We start from the raw sequence: 20,308 nt of genomic DNA, 5'->3' as shown, positions 1-20,308 counted from the left end.
CGTGTGCAACCATTCCTCTACCGCATTCGACGGAAGGAAACGCAATGGCGCGTCAGACTGCTTCCCCCCTACCCGAAAACACCCCCGTGGCGAGCACCGCAGGTGCTGAAGGCGCGGGAGAAGCGGCCGTCGCCGCGGTGAAGAAACCTCGGGCGACGAAGCCCCGGAGTGCGAAATCGGCAGCCAAGACCGCCGTCTCGAAAGCGGTCGCGAAGCCGAAGGCCGCGGCGAAGCCCCGCACCGCCGCGAAGACGGCGGCTGCGGGAGGAGCCGGATCGGCGACCCCCGAAGCTCCTGCCGCCAAGAAGCCCGTCGCACTGCGCAAGCGGCCCCGGAAGGCCCCCGTCACCGGCCCGGTCACGATCGGACGCAGCGGCTTCACGAAGCTCAAGAACATCTCCGAGATCCGCCACTACCTGCGCACGAGCGACACCCCCGTGTTCTTCGTGGGCGCGACGGCCTTCAACCTGCTCGGGCTCGACCGCTGGGTACGAGGGTTCTCGTTCATCCCCTACTACGACAGCTGGGACGGCAACCACCCGCGGGTGTTCACGCCGACCGAGAAGCCGTACGTCGAGTTCGAGAGCGGCGAGCAGATCAACAACTGGCTGCTCCGTCACCACGAGGTGCGCGCCCACATCGAGCGCCGCACGCCTCCCGGCGTGCGCCCGCAGGTGGTGATGGTGTTCTTCGACGAGGAGACCGAGCGCATCTGCGAGGAGCTCGACTACGAGCTGATCCTGCCCAGCAGCGAGCTGCGCGAGCGTCTCGACTCGAAGATCGTCACGACCCAGATCGCCGATTCGGTCGGCGTGCCGAGCGTGCCCAATGTGCTCACCACGGTGCAGGACTGGGACGAACTGGCGACGGTCGCGGAACGGGCCGGGCTAGGCCAGGATCTCGTGATCCAGACCGCCTACGGCGACTCGGGCAAGACCACCTACTTCGTGACGAGCGAGGCCGAGTTCGCGGCCATCGCCGACGAGATCACCGACGTCGAGATCAAGGTGATGAAGCGGATCAACAACCGTCCGATCGCCATCGAGGCGGTGCTGACCCGGCAGGGCACGGTGGTCGGGCCGTGCATGACGGAGATCACGGGGCACGCCGACCTGACGCCGTACCGCGGCGGCTGGGCCGGCAACGAGATGTTCCCGACCGTGCTCGACGACGAGAGCCGCCACGCGGCGATCGCGCTCGTGCGCAAGCTCGGCGACCGCCTCGGCAAGGAGGGGTACCGCGGCTTCTTCGAGGTGGATGTGCTGCTCGACACCGACACGGGCGATGTCTACCTCGGCGAGCTGAACCCCCGCATCAGCGGCGCTTCCGCGATCACCAACGTGACGGCCGGGGCCTACGCCGACGTGCCGCTCTTCGCGTTCCACCTGCTCGAGTACTCGGGCATCGACTTCGAGATCGACGTCGAGGAGATCAACCAGCGCTGGGAAGATCTCGCCTCGGAGGACGAGTGGAGCCACATGGTGATCAAGCACACGAGCAACACCGTCGAGCGCATCGACGCCGCGCCGCGCACCGGGCGCTACTCGCTCGATCACTACGGCAACCTGGTCTACACGCACCACGACTACGACTGGCACCTGCTCGGCAACGAGTCCGACGCGTTCTACCTGCGCATCTATCAGGAGGGCGACTACCGCTGGAAGGGTGCGGACCTGGGCATCCTGGTGACGAAGGCGCACCTCGAGGCGAGCCACGGCGGTCTCACGCTGCACGCGAAGTACCTCATCGACGCGATCCGGGGCATGTACCGCACGACCGTCGTCGAGGGGGAGGAGCCCGCTCCGAAGCCGGCCCCCGCCAAGGGCAAGTGAGCCGCGTGGGATACTGAACGGATGAGTGCTGAGACCGGATACGGCGTGAACGGCCCGAGCACGGGCTTCATCGAGGTCGTCCCGCCGCTCGATCAATGGCAGTTCGCACCCTACCTGCAGTGGTCGATGCAGAACATCCAATCGTTCCTGCCGGTGCATCCGATCCGCCGGGGGGTGCGGGTCACCGAGTTCGCGCTCCGCCCGGCGGATCTCGGCGCCCTCACCGTGCCGCACCCCTGGGAGGATCGCAGCGCCACCTTCACCGAGGTGATGGCGGCGACCCACACCGACGGCTGGATGATCACGCACCGAGGTGCGATCGTGGGCGAGCAGTACCTGGGCACCCTCGGGCCGGCGGTGATGCACCTGCTGATGTCGGTCTCGAAGTCGCTCACCGCGACGACCGCGGGGCTGCTCTCGGCGAGCGGCGAGCTGAACCTCGACGCCCCGGTGACCGACTACGTGCCGCAGCTCGCGGGATCCGGGTACGCGGGGGCGCTCGTGCGCCACCTCGTCGACATGCGCACGGGGGTGCGCTTCTCGGAGGAGTACCTCAACGAGGACGCCGAGGTGCGTCTGCTCGAGGAAGCCATCGGCTGGGCTCCGAAGAAGCACCCGGAGGTGCCCGACTCGCTGCTCGGCTTCCTCGCCACGCTGGGGCAGGATCGCCCGCACGGCGGCGCGTTCGACTACAAGTCGTGCGAGACGGACGCCCTGGGCTTCGTGATCCAGGGCGCGGCCGGCCGGCACGCGGGCGACGTGATGTCGGAGCGGCTGTGGCAGCCGATGGGCGCCGAGTTCGACGCGCACGTGGGCATCGACAGCGTGGGCGGCGGCATGTTCGACGGCGGCGTCTCGGCCGCGATGCGGGATCTCGCGCGCTTCGGCAACCTCTACGTGAACCAGGGCTACGCCCTCGACGGCGCTGCGGTGCTGCCCGAGTGGTGGGTAGAGGACACCTTCGCCGGCGGGCCGGACTCTCGGGAGGCCTTCTCCCGCTCCGACGACGCCACGTACATGCGCGGCGGGATGTACCGCAACGGCTTCTGGTTCCCGGGCGAGAGCGGCGACGTGATGCTGGCTCTCGGCATCCACGGCCAGATGATCTACATGAACCGGGTGACGGGCGTCGTCGCGGTGAAGGTGTCGAGCTGGCCCACGCCGCAGGACGCCGAGAAGCTGTTCTGGACGGTGCGCGCTTTCGAGGTCGCCTCGTGGGCGCTCAACCGCGGAGAGGCGTAGCCGTCTCCGGTGCTCGGGCGACGCGCAGCGCGCGCCCGGCGTGCGCTGCGGCCCCGTGGGCCGAGGCGTCGTCGACCGAGGCGTCGTCGAGCTGATCGCGGCTGAGCAGCCAGATCTCGCCGTTCAGGATGCGCGGCACCGCCGAGTCTCCGAGGCGGGCGAGCCCCGCGCGCAGCAGCGCGCCGTGCGCGACCACGATGGTGCCGGGCGCGCGGTCGAGGATGCCGAGCATGGCGGCAGCGGCCCGTTCGGCGAGCAGTTCGCCGGGCTCGGCGCCGGGGATGTCGAGCCCGGGCCAGCGCGCGTGCGCGTCGCTCACGAGCAGACCCTCGGCCGGGCCGAAGTCGCGTTCCCAGAGCGCCGCGTCGATGCGGGCCTGCGCGAGCCCGAGCGCTGTCGCGATGATCTCGGCCGTCTCGATCGCGCGCCCGAGGGGCGAGCTGAGCAGGCCGCGCCAGGGGGCGCCGCCTCCGTCAGCGAGCTCGGCCAGGCGGGCTGCTGCAGCGGCCGCCTGGGCGCGCCCCGTCGTGTTGAGCGGCACCTCGGTGCGCCCCTGGATGCGGCGCGCCAGGTTCCAGTCGGTTTCGCCGTGTCGCACCAGGGCGATGGCGTTCGCGGTCGACGGGGTCATGCATTCACCATAGGCGGTACCGGCTGAGTCTCTTCGGACGCGGACCCGCGCCGCCCCCGGATCGGCTGTTGCCGAGCCCCAGCCGGCTGCGCGCCCGCCGCTCGATGCCCGGCGGGAGGCGCGGCGTAGGCGATCGCGCGTTCGATCTCGATGCGCACGCGCGTGCCGGCCGCGCAGCGCACCCCGTGTGCGCGGCTGCGCAGCCGCAGCCCGTTCCAGTCGACGACGAGGTCGTCGCCGTCACGGCCGAAGAGCGAGGAGGCCACGACGGCGGGCCCGTCCGCATCCGGGACGACGCGCACGTGCTCGGGCAGCACCGCCAGCTCGACGGGGGTGCCGGGCGCGGCTCCGGATGCGGCCTCGGCGGCGGGCGGCGCGGCTCCGGGACCGGCCGCGATCCGCTCGGCCGAGACGTGGAGGGGTAGTCCGTCGGCGCGGAATCCGCCCGCTTCGAGCCCGCCAGCGATGACGGTCGCGTCGGCGATGAAGCCCGCCACGAACGCCGAGGCGGGGCTCCGCAGCAGCTCGGCCGGGGTGCCCTGCTGCTGGATGCGGCCGCCGTCGAGCACCACGACGCGGTCGGCCAGCGCCAGCGCCTCGCTGCGGTCGTGGGTCACGTGCAGCACGGTGAGCCCCAGCTGTCGGGTCAGCTGCCGCAGCTCCAGCCGCAGCCGGTCGCGCAGCGGCTCGTCGAGCGCCGACAGCGCCTCGTCGAGCAGCAGTACGCGCGGGCGCGCGACGATGGCGCGGGCGATCGCGACGCGCTGCCGCTGACCGCCCGACAGCGTCGCCGGGTTGCGGCGCTCGGCGCCGGCGAGGCCGACGAGCTCGAGCGCTTCCGAGACGCGGCGCGCCCGCTCGGCACGGGCCACCCCGGCGCGCCTGAGCGGGTAGTCGATGTTGCGGCCCACGCTCCAGTGCGGCCAGACCGCGTGCTGCTGGAACACCATGCCGAGGCCGCGGCGCTCGGGCTCCACGCAGCGGTCGGCGTCGGCCACGACGGCGTCGCCGATCCGCACCGATCCCGCCGTGGGCCGCACGAATCCCGCAATGGTGCGCAGCAGTGTCGTCTTGCCCGAGCCCGACGGGCCGATGAGCGCCACGAACTCGCCGTCGCCGACCCGCAGATCGACGTCGGCGAGGCCGAGATGGCCGCCCGGGTAGGCGAGGCTGACCGAGGTGAGGGAGACCGAAGACATGGGGGTTCCTAACGGGAGCTGCGCGCCGTGAGACCGAGACCGGCGAGGCCGACGAGCGCGACGATGAGGGAGAGGGCGGACGAGGCGTTGTAGGCGCCGGCCTGCTGCAGATTGAAGATGACGACGCCCAGGGTCTGCGAGCCCGGGGAGAGCAGCAGCACCGACAGAGTGAGCTCGCGCACCGCGGTGAGCGCGACGAGCACCGACCCCGACAGGGCGGCGGGTACGGCCATGCGGCACGAGATGTCCCACAGCGCCCGCAGGCGTGAGGCGCCGGCCACCCGCGCGACCTCCTCGGCGGTGGCCGGGGTCGCCGCGAGCGGAGCGCTCACCGACTGCACGACGAGTGCGAGGAACGAGGTGAGGTAGGCGCAGAGGATGATCCACGGCGTGTTGTAGAGCCCGATGCTCGGGGCGATCACCAGCCACGCCACCGCGATCACGAGGCCCGGGATCGCCTGCGGCAGCAGTGCGAGCCCCAGCAGCCCGGCGTTGTCGCGGGCGCGCGTGCGGGTGACGAGCGTGCCGATCGCAAGCCCCAGCAGGCCGCAGATCACGGCCGCGGAGACGGCGAGCATCACCGAGTTGCCGATGCCGGCGAGCGTGCCTGACGCCGTCAGCGCGCGCTCGAAGCTCGCGAGCGTGAGGTTCTCGAGGGTGAAGGGCACGCCGGGCGCGGGCAGCAGCGACTGGGCGGTCAGCGTGACGAGGGGCAGCACGGTGATCGCGAGTACGATCGCGGCCGTGACGAGCCCCGCAAGCACGCGCGCCCGGCCGAGCGGCAGCCGGTCCGGCGCCGCGGCCTGCCCGTCGAGCTCGACGCGGGTGCGCGAGCGGAGCAGATCCACCACCGCGCCGAGCAGCGCGATCACCAGCAGCACGAAGCCGATCGCCGCGACCACCGCGAGCGGATCCTCGACCGTGCCCGACTGGAGATAGCGGTAGACGAGCGTCGACAGCGTGACATAGCGCTCGGGCAGGCCGATGATCGAGGGGATGCCGAAATCGGCGAGGTTCGAGACGGCGATGAGCGTGAACGATGACAGCATGGCGGGGCGCAGCAGCGGCAGCGTCACCGCCATCATCGCGCGGCCGGCGGAGGAACCGGCGATCCGCGCGGCCTGCTCGAGGTCGGCCGGCACGCGCCGCAGCGCCGCGGTGACGATCATCATCGCGACGGGGAAGCCGTGCACGGTGAGCAGGAAGACGACGCCGTCGCCGCCGTACAGATTCCAGAGCGGTGCGCCGAAGCGGGCCGACCACCACGTGTTGACGGGCGAGCTCGGCCCGAGCAGACTCAGCCACGCGATCGCGCCCACGAACGGCGGCATGAGCAGCGGGCTCAGAGCGAGCAGGCGCAGCGCACGACGGCCCGGCAGATCGGTGCGCTCGAGCAGCAGCGCGAGGGCGGTGCCGACGACCACGGCGAGCGCCCCCGACAGCGTGGCCGAAACGAGCGAGTTGACCGTCGCCTCGAGCACCGCGGGGTCGGCGAGCTGAGCCCAGCCGCCGCCCGTCGCGGCGATCGCCACAATGGCCGCGATCGGCAGCACCACGAGCGCGCCGACCGCGATCCACAACGCGCCGCGAACGGCGCCGAGGCCGTCGAGGCGCGCGGCGCGCCCGCGGGGCCGGCCGGTGACGACCGGCCCCGCGGGCACGAGCACGTTACTGGAAGAGGCCATTGAAGGTCTCGACCGCGGATGCCTGGGTGGCGCGGATCTTCTCCAGCTCGGGGGTCAGCAGCACGATGTCCGAGATCTCCGGAGCGCCCTTCGGGCTCTGCACGTCCTCGCGGATCGGCAGGTAGGACTGGGTGACGGCGATCTCCTGGCCCTGCTTGCTGATCAGGAAGTCGACCAGCAGCTTTGCGGCCTCCGGCTGCTCGGTGTCGGCGAAGATGCCGACCGGCTGCGAGACGAAGGGCACGCCCTCCTCGGGGTAGACCGCCTCGATCGGCGAACCGGCTGCGGCGAGATCGCGCACGAGCGAGTCGACGACGATGCCGACGGGGCTGCTGCCCTCGGCGACCGCCTGCGACACCGGCCCGTTGCTCTCGGCGATCAGCGGCTGGTTCGCGGCGAGACCCTCGAGCCAGCTCAGCCCGAGCTTCGGCTCGTCGAGCCAGACGGCGGCGTTGTAGGCCGCTGCGCCGGACACATCGGGGTTGGGCATGGCGATCTTGCCGGCGTAGGCGGGGTCGGTGAGATCGTGCCACGAGGTCGGCGCGTCGGTGATCGTGTTCGTGTTGACCGCGATCACCGTCGGCAGCAGGCGCGTGCCCACGTAGAAGTGCTCGGGGTCGATGAGATCCTGCTTGATGCTCGCGGCCTCGGGCGACTCGTACTCGAGCAGCAGATCGCGCTCGGCGTAGTCCTCGAAGGTGGGGGCATCGGCGGCGAGCAGCAGGTCGGCGCCGATGTCGCCGGCCTTCTCCTCGGCGGCGATGCGGGCGGTGAGGTCGCCGGTTCCGGCGCGGAACACCTCGACGTCGATCTCGGGGTGCTGCTCGGTGAAGGCGGCGATGAGTGCGTCGATCTTCTCCTGCGGCTCCGAGGTGTAGAGGGTGAGGCTCGCGGACTCGGCCTGAGGAGCGTCTGCCGCATCGGCGGCCGGTGCCGCGCAGGCGGTGAGCGCGAGGGCCGAGAGGGAGAGCGCCGCGACGGCGCCGAGCGAACGGTTACGGGACATGATCTGCTTTCTCTAGGGGTACTGCGCGGTGCGTGAGGGGTCGGGAGAAGATGGGTGGCGGCGACTGCAGGCCGATCGCGGCGGCGCTCACGCCGAGGGCGGTGAACTGCACGAGCGAGAACATGGGCGCGTCGTGCCCGGCGACGGTGTCGGGGCCCGCGTCCATCACCTGGTGGTAGGCGAGCGAGGGACCGACGAACACGGGGATGCCGCCGAGCGAGGCCGTGAGCGAGTGGTGGAAGTGGCCGGCGAGGATCGCGCGGGTGTCGGAGCCTTCGAGCACGCTCAGCAGTTCGCGCGCGTCCGCGAGGCCCTGCGTGCTGAGCGACGGGAGGGGCGACTCGACGGGGGCGTGGTGCAGCGCGACGATGCTGCCGGACTCCGACGGCTCGCGGAGGGTCTCGGCGAGCCAGGCCAGCTGTTCGGCGCCGAGCGACCCGGTGCTCGAGTCGAGGCGCACGATGCGGTACCCCTCGACGTGCTCGACGCCGATGTGGCCGTGACGGTGGCGGGGCAGCGCGGTCGCGGCCGCCGGATCATCGTGGTTGCCGAGCACGGTGAAGACGGGGGCGCCCACGATCTCGGCCAGTCGGTCGCAGGCGCGCGCGACGGCGGGATACGCTCCCGGGTGGCCCCGCTGCGCGAGGTCGCCCGTGATGACGACGGCCTCGGGCGTCATGCCGACCGAGCGCGCGTACTCGCCCACGCGTTCGAGACGGCCGACGCCGTCGACGGTGCCGTAGAGCAGCCCCTCCTCGGTGGCGTGCACGTCGCTGATGTGCAGTACGGTGAAGCGCCCGGTCGCCGAGCTCATCGGACCGGCTCGGGATCGGCGGCGGGCGGAGCGGGTGCAGCGGCGGGCGGAGCGGGTGCGGCGGCGGGCGCCCGTCGGGCGAGTGCGGAGAGGTGCTCGGTGCGGGCACCGTGCCGCAGCAGGTAGGAGTGCGCGCCGCCCAGCCGATCGACGAGGTCGAGGGCGGCGAGCAGGGCCTCGGCGGGGCTGTCGAGGTGCAGCCGTTCGGCGTCGGCCCGCGCGGTCGCGGCGAGGTCGAGCGCGTCGAGCTGCCGGGCGACGAGTTCGCGGCGGGCCGGGCGCACCGTCGACCCCGAGCGCGCGTAGTCGTCGAGCACGTCGCGGCGCGGCTCGCCCGCGGCCAGCCTGGCGAGTGCGACGACGAGGCCGGTGCGGTCCTTGCCGGCGGTGCAGTGCACGACGGCGGTGCCGGGGTGCTCGGCGATCGCGATCACGGCCGCGGCGAGCTGCGGGCCGCGATCCCGCACGAGGCCGGTGTAGACCGACTCGATCGTGCCGCTCGACGGCGGGCGCTCGCCGTAGAGGGGGAGTGAGCGCACGGCGAGGGAGTGGCGGCGGGCGCCGCGCTCGGAGGGTTCGCGCAGGTCGATCACGAGGTCGACGCCCCGGTCGCGCAGGGCGCGCTCGCCGTCGGCGGTGAGCTCGTCGAGCGCGGCTGCGCGTACGAGCCACGGTGCACGCTCGGCGCCGATGGCGCGGGCGTTGTAGCTGCCGTCGAGCGGGAATTCGAACACGGGACTCCTCGGGTGATGCGGCGGTGATTCCGCTTTGTTCCAGAGTTTCTGGAACGCGTTACATCACCACTATCGAGGGGCCGGGTGGCCGGAGGATGAACGGGGAGGGAACCGCGCGCGAAGAGTCGGGAACGCGCCGGCCGGGACCGCGCTAGGCGTCAGCGTCCGTGAGGGCGTGCGCCACGACCGAGCGCATGTCGAGGGAGTCGACGGCCTCGGCGGACCCGAGGCGGCCCGCGACCGCTGTCACCAGTGCGTGCAGCAGCACGGCGTGGGTGAGGCGCACGAAGAAGGGGTCGATCGTGTGCTGCGATCCCGCTGCGCCGGTGGAGACGACCACGTCGGCGAGCTCCGGGATCGGCGCACGCGGGTAGCTGCACAGTGCGATGACGGTCGCACCGCGCTGCTTCGCGGCCCGGCAGGCGGCGAGGGTGTGCGCGTTCGCCCCGGAGTGGCTGAGTGCCAGGCAGACGTCGCCGGGCCCCAGGGTGTGCGCCGCGAACTGCTGGGCGAGAATGTCGAGCGGCGCCTCCACCGCCCGCCCGATCGTGGCGAAGCGCATGGCCGCGTCCTGCAGCGGCGGCGCCGAGAAGCCGTTGGCCGTGAAGCACACGCGCCCGGCGCCGGCGACGGCCGCGGCCGCCTCGGCGAGCGCGGCGCGGTCGACCGCGTCCCGCCCGAGCAGCAGGGCCTCGCGGGCGCGCTCGAACACCCGGTCGACGCTGTCGCCGGGGGCGGCCTCCGGGGGAGCCTCATCCCGCGCCAGTTCGAGGCGCAGGTGCTGGAAGCCCGTGAAGCCCAGCCGCTGGCAGGCCCGGATCACGGTGGCCGCCGAGGTGCCCGCGGCCGCGGCGAGCTGCTGCGTCGACCACTGCGGCACCTCGGCGGCGTGATCCAGCACCGCTCGCGCGACCGCCCCCTCGCTCGGGCCGAGCGCGGCGGCGTAGACGCGGATGCGCGCGAGGGCCGAGCTCGCGGCGGCCTCGGCGGCCAGCGTTCCGGGGTGCGTGGACATGCGGACAGGGTAGTGCACGCGGGTGTCGGCGAGGTGACGCGGCGAACTGCGGATCCGGAGCTCTGGGCATCCCGCGGCGGATCGCGCAGTCGCCCGATCAGGCCCTCGGGCGCCCGTCGATGACGAGCAGCTCGCCGACTTCGCAGTCGAGCACGCGGCAGATCGCGGTGAGGGTCGAGAAGCGGATCGCGCGAGCCCTGTCGTTCTTGAGCACCGAGAGGTTGACGAGGCTGACCCCCACCCGCTCGCTGAGCTCGGTGAGCGTCAGGCCGCGCGCGACGAGCAGCTCGTCGAGGCGGCAGTGGATCGTGTGGCCCTCCTCGGGCTCGGCGGGGCTCACACCAGCCCCTCGGCGTCGCGCTGCAGGCGCTCGCCCACCACGAAGACCGTGCTCACCAGCGCGATCACGAACGTCGCCAGCACGTAGGGGGCCGGGGCGACGCCGAACACGATGTTGTCGAGCTGCCGGTCGGTGGCCCAGGCCAGCGCGCCGTTCGCGAGCATCGTGCGGCAGAGTTCCGACGCCGCGTAGCCGACCAGGCCGACGAGCCCCGCGACGCTGACGAGCCGCGTGTTGCGCCGGCTGAAGATGCGGCCTCGCAGCACCGAGATGGCGAGCGCGATCAGGCAGGCTGCGATGGTCGCGGTGACGAGGGTCGTGAGCACGGGCGCCGCGACGCCGGCGACGAGCGACGCGACCGGCATGTCGTCGACGTGGATCGTCGCGGCCTCGAGCTGCGCGGGCAGTTCGCCCGTGCCGGTGGGCAGCTCGATCGGCAGCCCGGGGAACCGCACCTCGACCGGGGCGGGGCCCGGGCCGAGCAGCTCGATGATGCGCTGGATCGCCAGCACGGCGGTGATGATCGTGACGACGGCGCCGGCGCCGACGAAGGCCCAGAGGCCCGCTCGGTCTCCGGTGGAGGGGCGGTGCAGGGCGGTGGAAACGGTCACGATCACTCCTTTATCGATATTCGTTATTATCGCTTTTCGATAAGCTACTCGGATCGCGCCGGATCCGTCAAGTCGAAGCCGGCCGCCGGCCGCCCCATTACGCCCAGATCGAACAGGCCCCCGCGATCCGCCATCACCCCGTAGCCTGGATGCATCGGCCGGGAGCGCACCGACGACGCGACCCCGAGCCCAGGAGGTTATTGATGTTCGAGAGATTCACCGATCGCGCCCGCCGGGTGGTTGTGCTCGCCCAGGAAGAGGCGAAGATGCTCAACCACAACTACATCGGCACCGAGCACATCCTGCTCGGCCTGATCCACGAGGGAGAGGGCGTTGCGGCCAAAGCGCTGGAGCAGCTCGAGATCTCGCTCGACGCCGTGCGCGCGCAGGTGACCGACATCATCGGCACCGGCCAGCAGCCGCCCCAGGGGCACATCCCCTTCACGCCGCGCGCCAAGAAAGTGCTCGAACTGAGCCTGCGCGAGGCGCTGCAGCTGGGCCACAACTACATCGGCACCGAGCACATCCTGCTCGGCCTGATCCGTGAGGGTGAGGGCGTCGCCGCCCAGGTGCTCGTGAAGCTGGGCGCCGACCTCAACCGCGTGCGCCAGACCGTGATCCAGCTCCTCTCCGGCTACCAGGCCGGCAAGGAGAGCGCCACGGTCGGCGCCCCCGAGCAGCAGAGCGACGCCAAGGGCTCGCAGGTGCTCGACAACTTCGGCCGCAACCTCACCCAGGCCGCCCGCGAGGGCAAGCTCGACCCCGTGATCGGGCGCGAGAAGGAGGTCGAGCGGGTCATGCAGATCCTCTCGCGCCGCTCGAAGAACAACCCGGTGCTGATCGGCGAGCCCGGCGTCGGCAAGACCGCCGTCGTGGAAGGCCTCGCCCAGGCCATCATCAAGGGCGAAGTGCCCGAGACGCTCAAGGACAAGCAGGTCTACGTGCTCGACCTGGGCTCCATGATCGCCGGCAGCCGCTACCGCGGCGACTTCGAGGAGCGCCTGAAGAAGGTCACCAAGGAGATCCGCAACCGCGGCGACATCATCATCTTCATCGACGAGATCCACACCCTCGTGGGTGCGGGCGCCGCCGAGGGCGCCATCGACGCGGCGAACATCCTGAAGCCGATGCTGGCGCGCGGCGAGCTGCAGACCATCGGCGCCACCACCCTCGACGAGTTCCGCAAGCACTTCGAGAAGGACGCCGCGCTCGAGCGCCGCTTCCAGTCGATCATGGTGAACGAGCCGTCGCTGCCGCACTCGATCAACATCCTCAAGGGGCTGCGCGACCGCTACGAGGCGCACCACAAGGTGTCGATCACCGACGGCGCGATCGTCGCCGCCGTGAACCTCGCCGACCGCTACGTGCAGGACCGCTACCTGCCGGACAAGGCCATCGACCTGATCGACGAGGCCGGCGCCCGCCTGCGCCTCTCGATCCTGTCGAGCCCGCCCGAGCTGCGCGAGTTCGACGAGAAGATCGCTGTCGTGCGCGCCGACAAGGAGCAGGCCATCGAGGCCCAGGACTTCGAAGCCGCCGCGAACAAGCGCGACGAGGAGAAGAAGCTCATCGCCGAGCGGCTGCGGCTCGAGAAGCAGTGGCGCTCGGGCGACGTCGCCACCCAGGCCGAGGTCGACGAGGGCCTGATCGCCGAGGTGCTCGCGCAGGCCACCGGCATCCCCGTGTTCAAGCTCACCGAGGAGGAGACCTCCCGGCTGCGCTTCATGGAGGAGGCCCTGCACCAGCGTGTCATCGGCCAGAACGAGGCCATCGCGGCGCTCGCCAAGACGATCCGCCGCCAGCGGGCCGGCCTCAAGGATCCGAAGCGCCCCTCGGGCTCGTTCATCTTCGCGGGCCCCACCGGCGTCGGCAAGACCGAGCTCGCGAAGGCGCTCGCCGAGTTCCTGTTCGACGACGAGGACGCGCTGATCTCGCTCGACATGTCCGAGTACGGCGAGAAGCACACCGTGTCGCGCCTCTTCGGTGCGCCCCCCGGATTCGTCGGCTTCGAGGAGGGCGGCCAGCTCACCGAGAAGGTGCGCCGCCGTCCGTTCTCGGTCGTGCTCTTCGACGAGATCGAGAAGGCCCACCCGGACATCTTCAACTCGCTGCTGCAGATCCTCGAAGAGGGTCGCCTCACCGATGGTCAGGGCCGCGTCATCGACTTCAAGAACACCGTCATCATCATGACGACCAACCTCGGATCGAGCGCGATCGCCGGCGGCCCCGTGGGCTTCCAGATCGAGGGCGACTCCTCGGTGGGTTACGAGTCGATGAAGGGCAAGGTCAACGAGGAGCTGAAGAAGCACTTCAAGCCCGAGTTCCTGAACCGCGTCGACGACACCATCGTGTTCCCGCAGCTCACCAAGCCCGAGCTGCTGCAGATCGTCGACCTCTTCGTGAAGCAGCTGAAGGACCGCCTGCTCGACCGCGACATGCACCTCGAGATGTCGCAGCCGGCCCGCGAGCGCCTGGCCGAGCTCGGCTACGATCCCTCGCTCGGCGCCCGCCCGCTGCGCCGCGCCATGCAGCGCGAGATCGAGGATCGGCTCTCCGAGCGTATCCTCGGCGCCGAGCTGCTGGCCGGCGACCTCGTGAAGATCGGCTTCGAGGATGGCGAGTTCACCTTCGAGACCGATCGTAACTCCGAGAAGGCGCACGGCGACTCCTCGGCGGCCTCGGCCGCCGCGGTGGCGTCGACGGCCGCCACCCCCGGCACCACCGAGTAGCTCTCGTGCGACGAAGGGCCCGCTGCTTCGGCAGCGGGCCCTTCGTCGTGTCTGCGCGCTGCCCGGCGTCTTCGTTCGGGCCGGCGATCGCAGCTCAGGCGGAGGAATTCGGCGAGTTGCTCCGGTCTGAACTGCGATCCACCGCCTGAGCTGCGGGGACGGGTGAGCTGGGGACAGGGCAGGGGAGTGGAGAGTCGGGGAGAGGGAAACGGCAGGGCGGGGGGGGTGGGGTGGGCCGCAGTAGGCTGGGGGGATGACGGATCCCGCAGAGATCAGCATCCGCAGCGCGCGCACGGATGACGTGCCGCGCATCGTCGCGCTCATGGAGCCGCTCGTGGTGCGACGCATCCTGCTGGGCAAGGACCTCGTCGACCTCTATGCGGCCGTCCCCGAGTTCCTGGTCGCGACCGACGGCGCCGATCGCGTCATCGGCTACGGCGCGGTGCACGTGATGTGGGAGCGGCTCGGCGAGGTGCGCACCCTCGGCGTCTCCGAGGACTGGCTCGGGCGCGGCATCGGTCACCGGCTGCTGGAGGCGCTCGAGGTGCGCGCCCGCGACCTCGGTCTCGCACAGCTGTTCTGCCTCACCTTCGAGACTGGCTTCTTCAGCAGGCACGGCTTCGAAGAGGTGAGCGAGAACACCGCGCTCGTCGCGACCGATGTCTACGCCGAGCTGCTCCGCTCGAGCGATGAGGGCGTGGCGGAGTTCCTCGACCTCGCCCGCGTGAAGCCCAACACACTGGGCAACACGCGCATGCTGAAGCGTCTCTAGGGGGCGTTCGGGGATACGCTGACGCTATGTCGACGCTGCGCAACCCGGTCGGGCCGAAGGATCGGAAGGTCTACCTCAGGCGGCGGATCCTGGTGCTCGCCGGGCTGCTGGCCGTCATCGCCGTGGTGGTTCTGGTCTTCGTGAAGCCCGGCGGGAGCGGCAGTGCGCAGGACGCGCGCGAGGTCGAGGTGCCCAGTGATCTCGCGGCCTCCGAATCGAAGAAGGCCGCGGAGGAAGACGAGGTCCCCGCCTGCAACGCGGCGCAGCTGCAGGTCGCGCCCGTGACCGACAAAACCGACTACGCCGAGGGCGAGCTGCCCCAGTTCGCGCTGACGGTGCAGAACACGGGCCAGGAGGCCTGCTCGGCGGATCTCGGCACTGCGGGCATGGAGTTCACCGTGACGAGCGGCGACGACCAGGTCTGGCGCTCGATCGACTGCCAGCAGAACCCCGAGCACCTCGCCGTGATCCTCGAACCCGGCGCGTCGCTCGAGACCGAGCCGGTGGCGTGGGATCGCACGCGCTCCAGCCCCGAGACCTGCGAGATCACCCGCGACCCGGTCGCTGCGGGCGGCGCCTCGTACCACCTGCGCGTCGCGGCCGCAGGCGTGCAGGGAGCGGGCACCGCGCAGTTCCTGCTCTACTGAGGCGACCTGCTGCCCGCGGTTGGCCGTGGCTGCCGCGCGGGTGGCCCGCCGCTGCCCCTGCGGGTTCTCACGATTCGGCGAATGGTGCTGCGGAATCGGCAGGAATGGGGTTATGGTGAGGCATGGACAAGAAGAAGGTTTCAGAGACCGGTATCCGGGTGGAGATCCTCCAGGGGACCGATGAAGCCGTCGCCGTCGACGAGCTCATCGACGACTTCCTGCACGGCGACATCCGCGGTGCGCTGCACGCGCTCCACGAGCCGCACGAGGCGGCGGGCGGGCCGGAGCCGGCCGCGGGCACCTGAGTGCGGATCAGCGCAGCGAGAGGTCTTCGAGGCGCAGCGCGAGCCACAGCTCGGCCCGGTCGTCGGCGTCCGAGAGCGAGCGCGAGGTGAGACGTTCGATGCGCGCGAGTCGGTCGCGCAGCGTGTTGCGGTGGATGCCGAGCCCGGCTGCCGCGGGCCCGCGCTGACCGTCGGCGTCGAAGACGGCGCGCAAGGTCTCGCGCAGCAGCTCGCGGTCGGCATCGCCGAGGCTCGGATCCCGCAGCGAGAGCGGACCGAGCACCCGCTCGCTGAGGGCGTCCCGGAGGCCGGGTGCGTCTTCGGGGGCGCCGGCCGCGGCGGCGGATCCGGCCGAGCCGGGCCCAGTCGCGGATCCGCCCGGCCTTCCCGACCCGGGATCCGCGCCGCCGAGGGACAGCAGCGCTTCGAGCAGCGGGGTGTCGCGGTCGGCCCACACGGTCTGGGGCACCCGCGGTGCGGTGTAGAGGGGCGCCGTCGTGGAGAGCGCGCGCAGGCGGGCTGCGGCCGAGCGCCGGCTCACGGGGATGTCGCTCAGGCGGCCGGGACGGCCGACCACCGCGTCGAGATCGTGGCTCTTCGCAGCCGCGAGGCACTGCTCGAGCGCGACCTCGGAATCGGCGCTCAGCTGCCAGGCGAGCGCGAGACCGGGCGCCGCGGGGTGCTCGGTCGCCGGCGCGATGAGCCGATCGAGGCCGCTGCGCGGGCGTCGGCGCCAGGCGGCCACGTCTTCCGCGCGGCCCTGCACCGCGATGGCTCGCACCCGCTCGGGCAGTTCGAGGGACGGGGCGAGGATCGCGAGGGATGACGGCGATCCGCTCCCCTCGAGCAGTGTCGAGGCGAGCCGTTCCCAGCGTTCGCGTTCGCGGGTCTCCTCAGCGCTGTCGCCGCGCAGGCTGAGGCTCAGCACCATCGACCCGGCCGCGATGACGGCGTGCCCCTCGGGGGTGAGGGGAGTGCTGCCGGCGACGGCGAGGCGCAGCGACGACTCCCGGTCGAGGGCGATGTGCTCGGTGCCGCCGGCCTCGTTCGCGGCCGCGAAGCCCGCGGTGCCGGCGAGCACGGCGCCGTCGGAGGCGACGAGCGCGAGCTGCCGCCCCGTCGCCTGCGCCACGCTCGCGAGCACCTCGGCGGGGCGCTGGCCGCCCCGGGCGCCGTCGAGCAGCCGCTGCTGCGCCTGCAGCGCTCCGCGCGCGGCTCGCAGTTCATCGGCCCTGATGAGGGCCGCGATGGCCTTGCTCACGGCGATGAAGGGGACGGGCAGCGGGATCTCGAAGAGCGCCACCCGGTACATGCTCGCCGCGGCGATGAGCGGCTGCGGTACGCGGTCGTGGTTGACGCCGATGCCGAAGCCGATCGCCGCGACCCGGGCGCGGCTGAGGCTCGCCACGAAGTCGCGCCAGCGGGCGTCGTCGGGGGCGAGGGCGAGCCCCGTGGTCATGATGATCTCGCCGCCGTCGAGGTAGGCGCTGAGGTCGAGCAACTCGGTCACGGAGCTCCAGCTGATCTCGGGGTCGCCGGATCCGGCCTGGATGAGCCGCAGCCCCAGATCGGGGAGGGAAAGCAGATCGGAGAGCGTGGCCATAGGGTGATTCTTGCACAAGAGCGAAGGCGGAGGCTATGCAAGGTTGCCGCAAGCCTGCACGCCTCCGATCCATAGACTGACGGTGTGAACGACGATACGCGCACCGATCCGACCCCGAGCTCCTCTCGCGCGGGCGAGGCCGCCGCAGAGGAATCCGCTTCCGCCGTCGAACCCCGCGGGGCGCTCGCGGGGATCCGCGTCGCCGATTTCTCCCGCGTGCTCGCGGGCCCGCACGCCACGATGATCCTCGCCGATCTCGGCGCCGACGTCATCAAGATCGAGAGCCCCGAGGGCGACGGCACCCGCCAGTGGCGGCCTCCCGTGAACGCCGTCGGGCAGAGCACCTACTTCGCCGGCGTCAACCGCGGCAAGCGCTCGGTCGTGTGCGACCTGCGCGACCCGGCGGGCCGCGCCCGCGCGGCCGAGCTCGCCCGCACCGCCGATGTCGTCATCGAGAACTTCAAGCCCGGCACCATGGAGAAGTTCGGGCTCGGCTACGATGCGGTGGCGGCTGAGAATCCCGGTGCGGTCTACTGCTCGATCTCGGGCTTCGGCGACACAGCCGGACGCGATCTGCCCGGCTACGACCTGCTGGTGCAGGCCGTCGGCGGCCTCATGAGCATCACCGGCCAGAGCGACCAGGCCGGCGGCGAGCCCACCAAGGTGGGCGTCGCACTCGTCGACATCCTCACGGGCCTCAACTCAGTGATCGGCATCCAGGCCGCGCTGCGCGCCCGCGACGGCGGCGCGGATCAGCCCGGCACCGGCCGCGGCCAGCACGTCAAGGTCACCCTCCTCGGCTCGTTGCTCTCCGCCCTCGCCAACCAGGCCTCGTCGACGCTGGAGACCGGCGACTCGCCGGGACGCATGGGCAACGCCCACCCCTCGATCTCCCCCTACGAGACGCTCGACGCCGCCGACCAGGCGATCGCCCTCGCCGTCGGCACCGACGGGCAGTTCAGCCGGCTCTGCGAGGTGCTCGGCGCGCCCGAGCTCGCCGCCGATCCGCGCTACGCGAGCAACCCCGAGCGCGTCGCGCACCGCGCCGAGCTGCGCGCCGCCCTCGAAGCACCGCTGCGCACCCGGCCCGCCGCCGAGTGGATCGAGGCGTTCACCGCTGCGAACATCCCCGCCGGCCGCGTGAACAACATCGCGCAGGCGATCGAGCTCGCCGACTCGCTCGGCCTCGACCCGGTCGCCGAGACCGTCGCGACCGGCCCCGACGGCGAGCAGCACGTGCTGCGCTCGGTCGCCACGCCGATCCTGCTCTCCGACACCCCCGCCCGCTACGAGACGCCGCCGCCCGCGGTCGGCGAGCACCAGAGCGCCGACTGGCTGCCGCGCTAGTCACGACCCCCGAAACCTCCCGCCGAGCAAAGGACCCACCATGACCACCACCATCGACCAGCTCTTCAACGTCTCCGACTTCGTCACCGAGGAGGAGCGGGAGTGGCAGCTGCGCGCCCGCGAGTTCGCGCAGACGCGCATCCGCCCCATCATCGACCAGGCCTTCGAGGATCGCCGTCTGCCCGTCGAACTGCTGCCCGAGGTGGGCGAGTTCGGCGCCTTCGGCATGTACATGCACGGCTACGGCCTGAAGGGGGCGTCGTCGGTGGCCTACGGGCTCGTGGCGATGGAGTTCGAGGCGGTCGACTCCGGCTTCCGCACCGCGCTCTCGGTGCAGGGCTCGCTCGCGATGGGCGCGATCTACAAGTTCGGCTCGGAGGAGCAGAAGCAGCAGTGGCTCCCCGCGATGGGGCGCGGCGAGGCCATCGGCTTCTTCGGGCTCACCGAGCCGCAGGGCGGATCCGACCCCAACACGATGCTCACCACCGCCCGCCGCGAGGGTGACGAGTGGGTGCTCAACGGCAAGAAGCGGTGGATCGGCCTCGCCACGATCGCCCAGGTCGGCGTGATCTGGGCGAAGGACGAGGAAGGCATCGTGCGCGGTTTCGTCGTGCCGACCGACGCCCCCGGTTTCAAGGCGACCGCCATCGAGAACAAGCTCTCCATGCGGGCCTCGCTGCAGACCGAGATCGAGCTGACCGACGTGCGGCTGCCCGCCGACGCGATCCTGCCCGGCTCGAAGGGTCTCTCCTCGCCGTTCAAGTGCCTCAACGAGGCGCGCTACGGCATCGCGTGGGGTGTCATGGGCGCTGCCCGTTCCTGCCTGGAGGCCGCGGTGACGCGCTCGCAGGATCGCGAGGTGTTCGGCACTCCCATCGGCGGCAAGCAGATCATCCAGGCGAAGCTCGCCGACATGTTCGTGGAGTACGAGAAGGGCCTGCTGCTCGCGCTGCACCTCGGCCGTCTGAAGGATGCCGGCAACCTGACGTACGGGCAGATCTCGGTCGGCAAGCTCAACAACGTCCGCGAGGCGATCAAGATCGCGGGCACCGCGCGCGCGATCCTGGGCGGCGACGGCATCACCAGCGACTTCCCCGTGATGCGCCACATGGCGAACCTCGAGTCGGTGCGCACCTACGAGGGCACCGATGAGGTGCACCAGCTGGTGATCGGTCGCGAGCTGACGGGCATCGCCGCCTTCTGAGGCGCGACCCGCCTGGTCGCGGCGGTGATCGGGTCGCGGCGGTGACCCGTATCTCGAAGGAGGCCCGTGTTTCGGATCGACTTGTGTCGATCGATCCGAAACACGGGCCTCCTCCGATGCAGGTGGGCTGTTGGCTGTCGGCTGTTCGAGCGGGATTCCAGCGGGCCGGCGAGCACCACCATTAATAGTTCTATTTGATATAGAGTTATTGTCATGCTCATTCGGATCAACGAGGCGAGTGATCGCCCCATCTACGCCCAGATCGCCGACTCCGTGCGCGCTGACGTGGCGAGCGGGCGCATCGGCCCCGGCGGCCCCCTGCCGCCCGCGCGCGAGGTTGCGACGGGTCTCGGCATCAACGTGCACACGGTGCTGCGCGCCTACCAGCAGCTGCGCGACGAGGGGCTGATCGATCTCAAGCGGCGGCGCGGCGCGGTGGTGACCTCCGCGGCCGCGGGACTCGTGGAGCTGCGCGGCGAGGTGCGTGCGCTCGTCGATCACGCCGCGCGGCTCGGCGTGGGCCCCGCACTGCTCGCGGCGCTCGTCGCCGAGACGCCGCCCGAGCCGCAGCCGCCCCTCGGTCTCGCATCGAGCGAGGTCGCCGCGTGAGCGG

The 20,308-nt window shown here is 71.5% G+C and carries 18 protein-coding genes and 1 pseudogene; 9 read left to right on the top strand and 10 right to left on the bottom strand.

The genetic code is table 11. From position 1 onward, the window contains the following. Nucleotides 1-86: 86 nt before the first annotated feature. Together H629_RS0101595 and H629_RS0101590 are read left to right on the top strand one after the other, a co-directional pair. Nucleotides 87-1,832 carry a biotin carboxylase gene (locus H629_RS0101595; RefSeq protein ID WP_024355611.1) on the top strand — a complete coding sequence of 582 codons (1,746 nt, stop codon included), beginning with the start codon at nt 87-89 and terminating at the stop codon, nt 1,830-1,832. A gap of 21 nt (nt 1,833-1,853) precedes the next feature. Then, nucleotides 1,854-3,074 (top strand): serine hydrolase domain-containing protein, encoded by a 1,221-nt coding sequence (locus tag H629_RS0101590; protein ID WP_024355610.1) that lies wholly within the window; start codon nt 1,854-1,856, stop codon nt 3,072-3,074. Here the strand turns inward: H629_RS0101590 and H629_RS0101585 are convergent. The 9 genes and pseudogenes from H629_RS0101585 to H629_RS0101545 all read right to left on the bottom strand — a co-directional run bounded on the left by H629_RS0101585 (nt 3,055) and on the right by H629_RS0101545 (nt 11,109). Continuing rightward, nucleotides 3,055-3,705 (bottom strand): histidine phosphatase family protein, encoded by a 651-nt coding sequence (locus H629_RS0101585; RefSeq protein ID WP_024355609.1) that lies wholly within the window; start codon nt 3,703-3,705, stop codon nt 3,055-3,057. The two genes, H629_RS0101590 and H629_RS0101585, sit on opposite strands and share 20 nt — an antisense overlap. Then, nucleotides 3,702-4,817: pseudogene (locus H629_RS0101580) on the bottom strand (ABC transporter ATP-binding protein); the annotation flags it as partial. The gene H629_RS0101585 and the pseudogene H629_RS0101580, both read right to left, overlap by 4 nt. Before the next feature lie 95 nt (nt 4,818-4,912). Further along, entirely contained in the window at nt 4,913-6,589 is a 1,677-nt protein-coding gene (locus H629_RS0101575) for an ABC transporter permease (RefSeq protein WP_024355607.1), read from the bottom strand. After that, entirely contained in the window at nt 6,573-7,595 is a 1,023-nt protein-coding gene (locus H629_RS0101570) for an ABC transporter substrate-binding protein (RefSeq protein ID WP_024355606.1), read from the bottom strand. The genes H629_RS0101575 and H629_RS0101570 overlap by 17 nt, the downstream gene beginning before the upstream one ends. Beyond that, a complete protein-coding gene (locus H629_RS0101565) occupies nt 7,585-8,409 on the bottom strand; it encodes a metallophosphoesterase (protein ID WP_024355605.1) in 825 nt (274 codons plus the stop codon). Before H629_RS0101565 ends, H629_RS0101570 begins: the two co-directional genes overlap by 11 nt. Then, nucleotides 8,406-9,143 (bottom strand): tyrosine-protein phosphatase, encoded by a 738-nt coding sequence (locus tag H629_RS0101560; protein ID WP_024355604.1) that lies wholly within the window; start codon nt 9,141-9,143, stop codon nt 8,406-8,408. Before H629_RS0101560 ends, H629_RS0101565 begins: the two co-directional genes overlap by 4 nt. 151 nt (nt 9,144-9,294) lie before the next feature. Then, nucleotides 9,295-10,158, bottom strand: coding sequence for a MurR/RpiR family transcriptional regulator (locus tag H629_RS0101555; protein ID WP_029746438.1), 864 nt, complete (start codon nt 10,156-10,158; stop codon nt 9,295-9,297). Nucleotides 10,159-10,255: 97 nt separating this feature from the next. Continuing rightward, entirely contained in the window at nt 10,256-10,498 is a 243-nt protein-coding gene (locus tag H629_RS0101550) for a helix-turn-helix domain-containing protein (RefSeq protein ID WP_024355602.1), read from the bottom strand. Further along, nucleotides 10,495-11,109 (bottom strand): DUF2975 domain-containing protein, encoded by a 615-nt coding sequence (locus tag H629_RS0101545; protein WP_084705320.1) that lies wholly within the window; start codon nt 11,107-11,109, stop codon nt 10,495-10,497. Before H629_RS0101545 ends, H629_RS0101550 begins: the two co-directional genes overlap by 4 nt. Nucleotides 11,110-11,312: 203 nt before the next feature. On the opposite strand from H629_RS0101545, the gene H629_RS0101540 reads away from it, so the two are divergent. The 4 genes from H629_RS0101540 to H629_RS0101520 all read left to right on the top strand — a co-directional run bounded on the left by H629_RS0101540 (nt 11,313) and on the right by H629_RS0101520 (nt 15,562). After that, a complete protein-coding gene (locus H629_RS0101540) occupies nt 11,313-13,838 on the top strand; it encodes an ATP-dependent Clp protease ATP-binding subunit (protein ID WP_024355600.1) in 2,526 nt (841 codons plus the stop codon). Nucleotides 13,839-14,091: 253 nt separating this feature from the next. After that, on the top strand, nt 14,092-14,610 hold the full coding sequence (locus H629_RS0101530) for an amino-acid N-acetyltransferase (protein WP_024355599.1): 519 nt from the start codon (nt 14,092-14,094) through the stop codon (nt 14,608-14,610). A gap of 26 nt (nt 14,611-14,636) precedes the next feature. Beyond that, nucleotides 14,637-15,257 carry a hypothetical protein gene (locus tag H629_RS0101525; protein ID WP_024355598.1) on the top strand — a complete coding sequence of 207 codons (621 nt, stop codon included), beginning with the start codon at nt 14,637-14,639 and terminating at the stop codon, nt 15,255-15,257. Between the two features lie 122 nt (nt 15,258-15,379). Beyond that, the gene (locus H629_RS0101520; protein WP_024355597.1) at nt 15,380-15,562 is read left to right on the top strand and encodes a hypothetical protein; all 183 of its coding nucleotides are present in this window, start codon (nt 15,380-15,382) and stop codon (nt 15,560-15,562) included. A gap of 7 nt (nt 15,563-15,569) precedes the next feature. Here the strand turns inward: H629_RS0101520 and H629_RS0101515 are convergent, their stop codons facing one another. Continuing rightward, nucleotides 15,570-17,144, bottom strand: a complete 1,575-nt coding sequence (locus tag H629_RS0101515) for a PucR family transcriptional regulator (protein ID WP_024355596.1) — start codon at nt 17,142-17,144, stop codon at nt 15,570-15,572. An 84-nt stretch (nt 17,145-17,228) separates the two neighbouring features. Between H629_RS0101515 and H629_RS0101510 the strand changes: the two genes are divergently transcribed. The 3 genes from H629_RS0101510 to H629_RS0101500 all read left to right on the top strand — a co-directional run bounded on the left by H629_RS0101510 (nt 17,229) and on the right by H629_RS0101500 (nt 20,304). Continuing rightward, nucleotides 17,229-18,491, top strand: a complete 1,263-nt coding sequence (locus H629_RS0101510) for a CaiB/BaiF CoA transferase family protein (protein WP_024355595.1) — start codon at nt 17,229-17,231, stop codon at nt 18,489-18,491. Nucleotides 18,492-18,531: 40 nt separating this feature from the next. Beyond that, nucleotides 18,532-19,695: an acyl-CoA dehydrogenase family protein gene (locus tag H629_RS0101505; RefSeq protein ID WP_024355594.1), complete on the top strand. Its 1,164-nt coding sequence runs from the start codon at nt 18,532-18,534 to the stop codon at nt 19,693-19,695. A gap of 213 nt (nt 19,696-19,908) precedes the next feature. After that, nucleotides 19,909-20,304 (top strand): GntR family transcriptional regulator, encoded by a 396-nt coding sequence (locus tag H629_RS0101500; RefSeq protein WP_024355593.1) that lies wholly within the window; start codon nt 19,909-19,911, stop codon nt 20,302-20,304. Nucleotides 20,305-20,308 lie beyond the last annotated feature (4 nt).

It is taken from the genome of Leucobacter chironomi DSM 19883 (genome assembly GCF_000421845.1).
Lineage (GTDB): Bacteria > Actinomycetota > Actinomycetes > Actinomycetales > Microbacteriaceae > Leucobacter > Leucobacter chironomi.
This window is presented reverse-complemented; position numbering and strand designations above follow the sequence as displayed.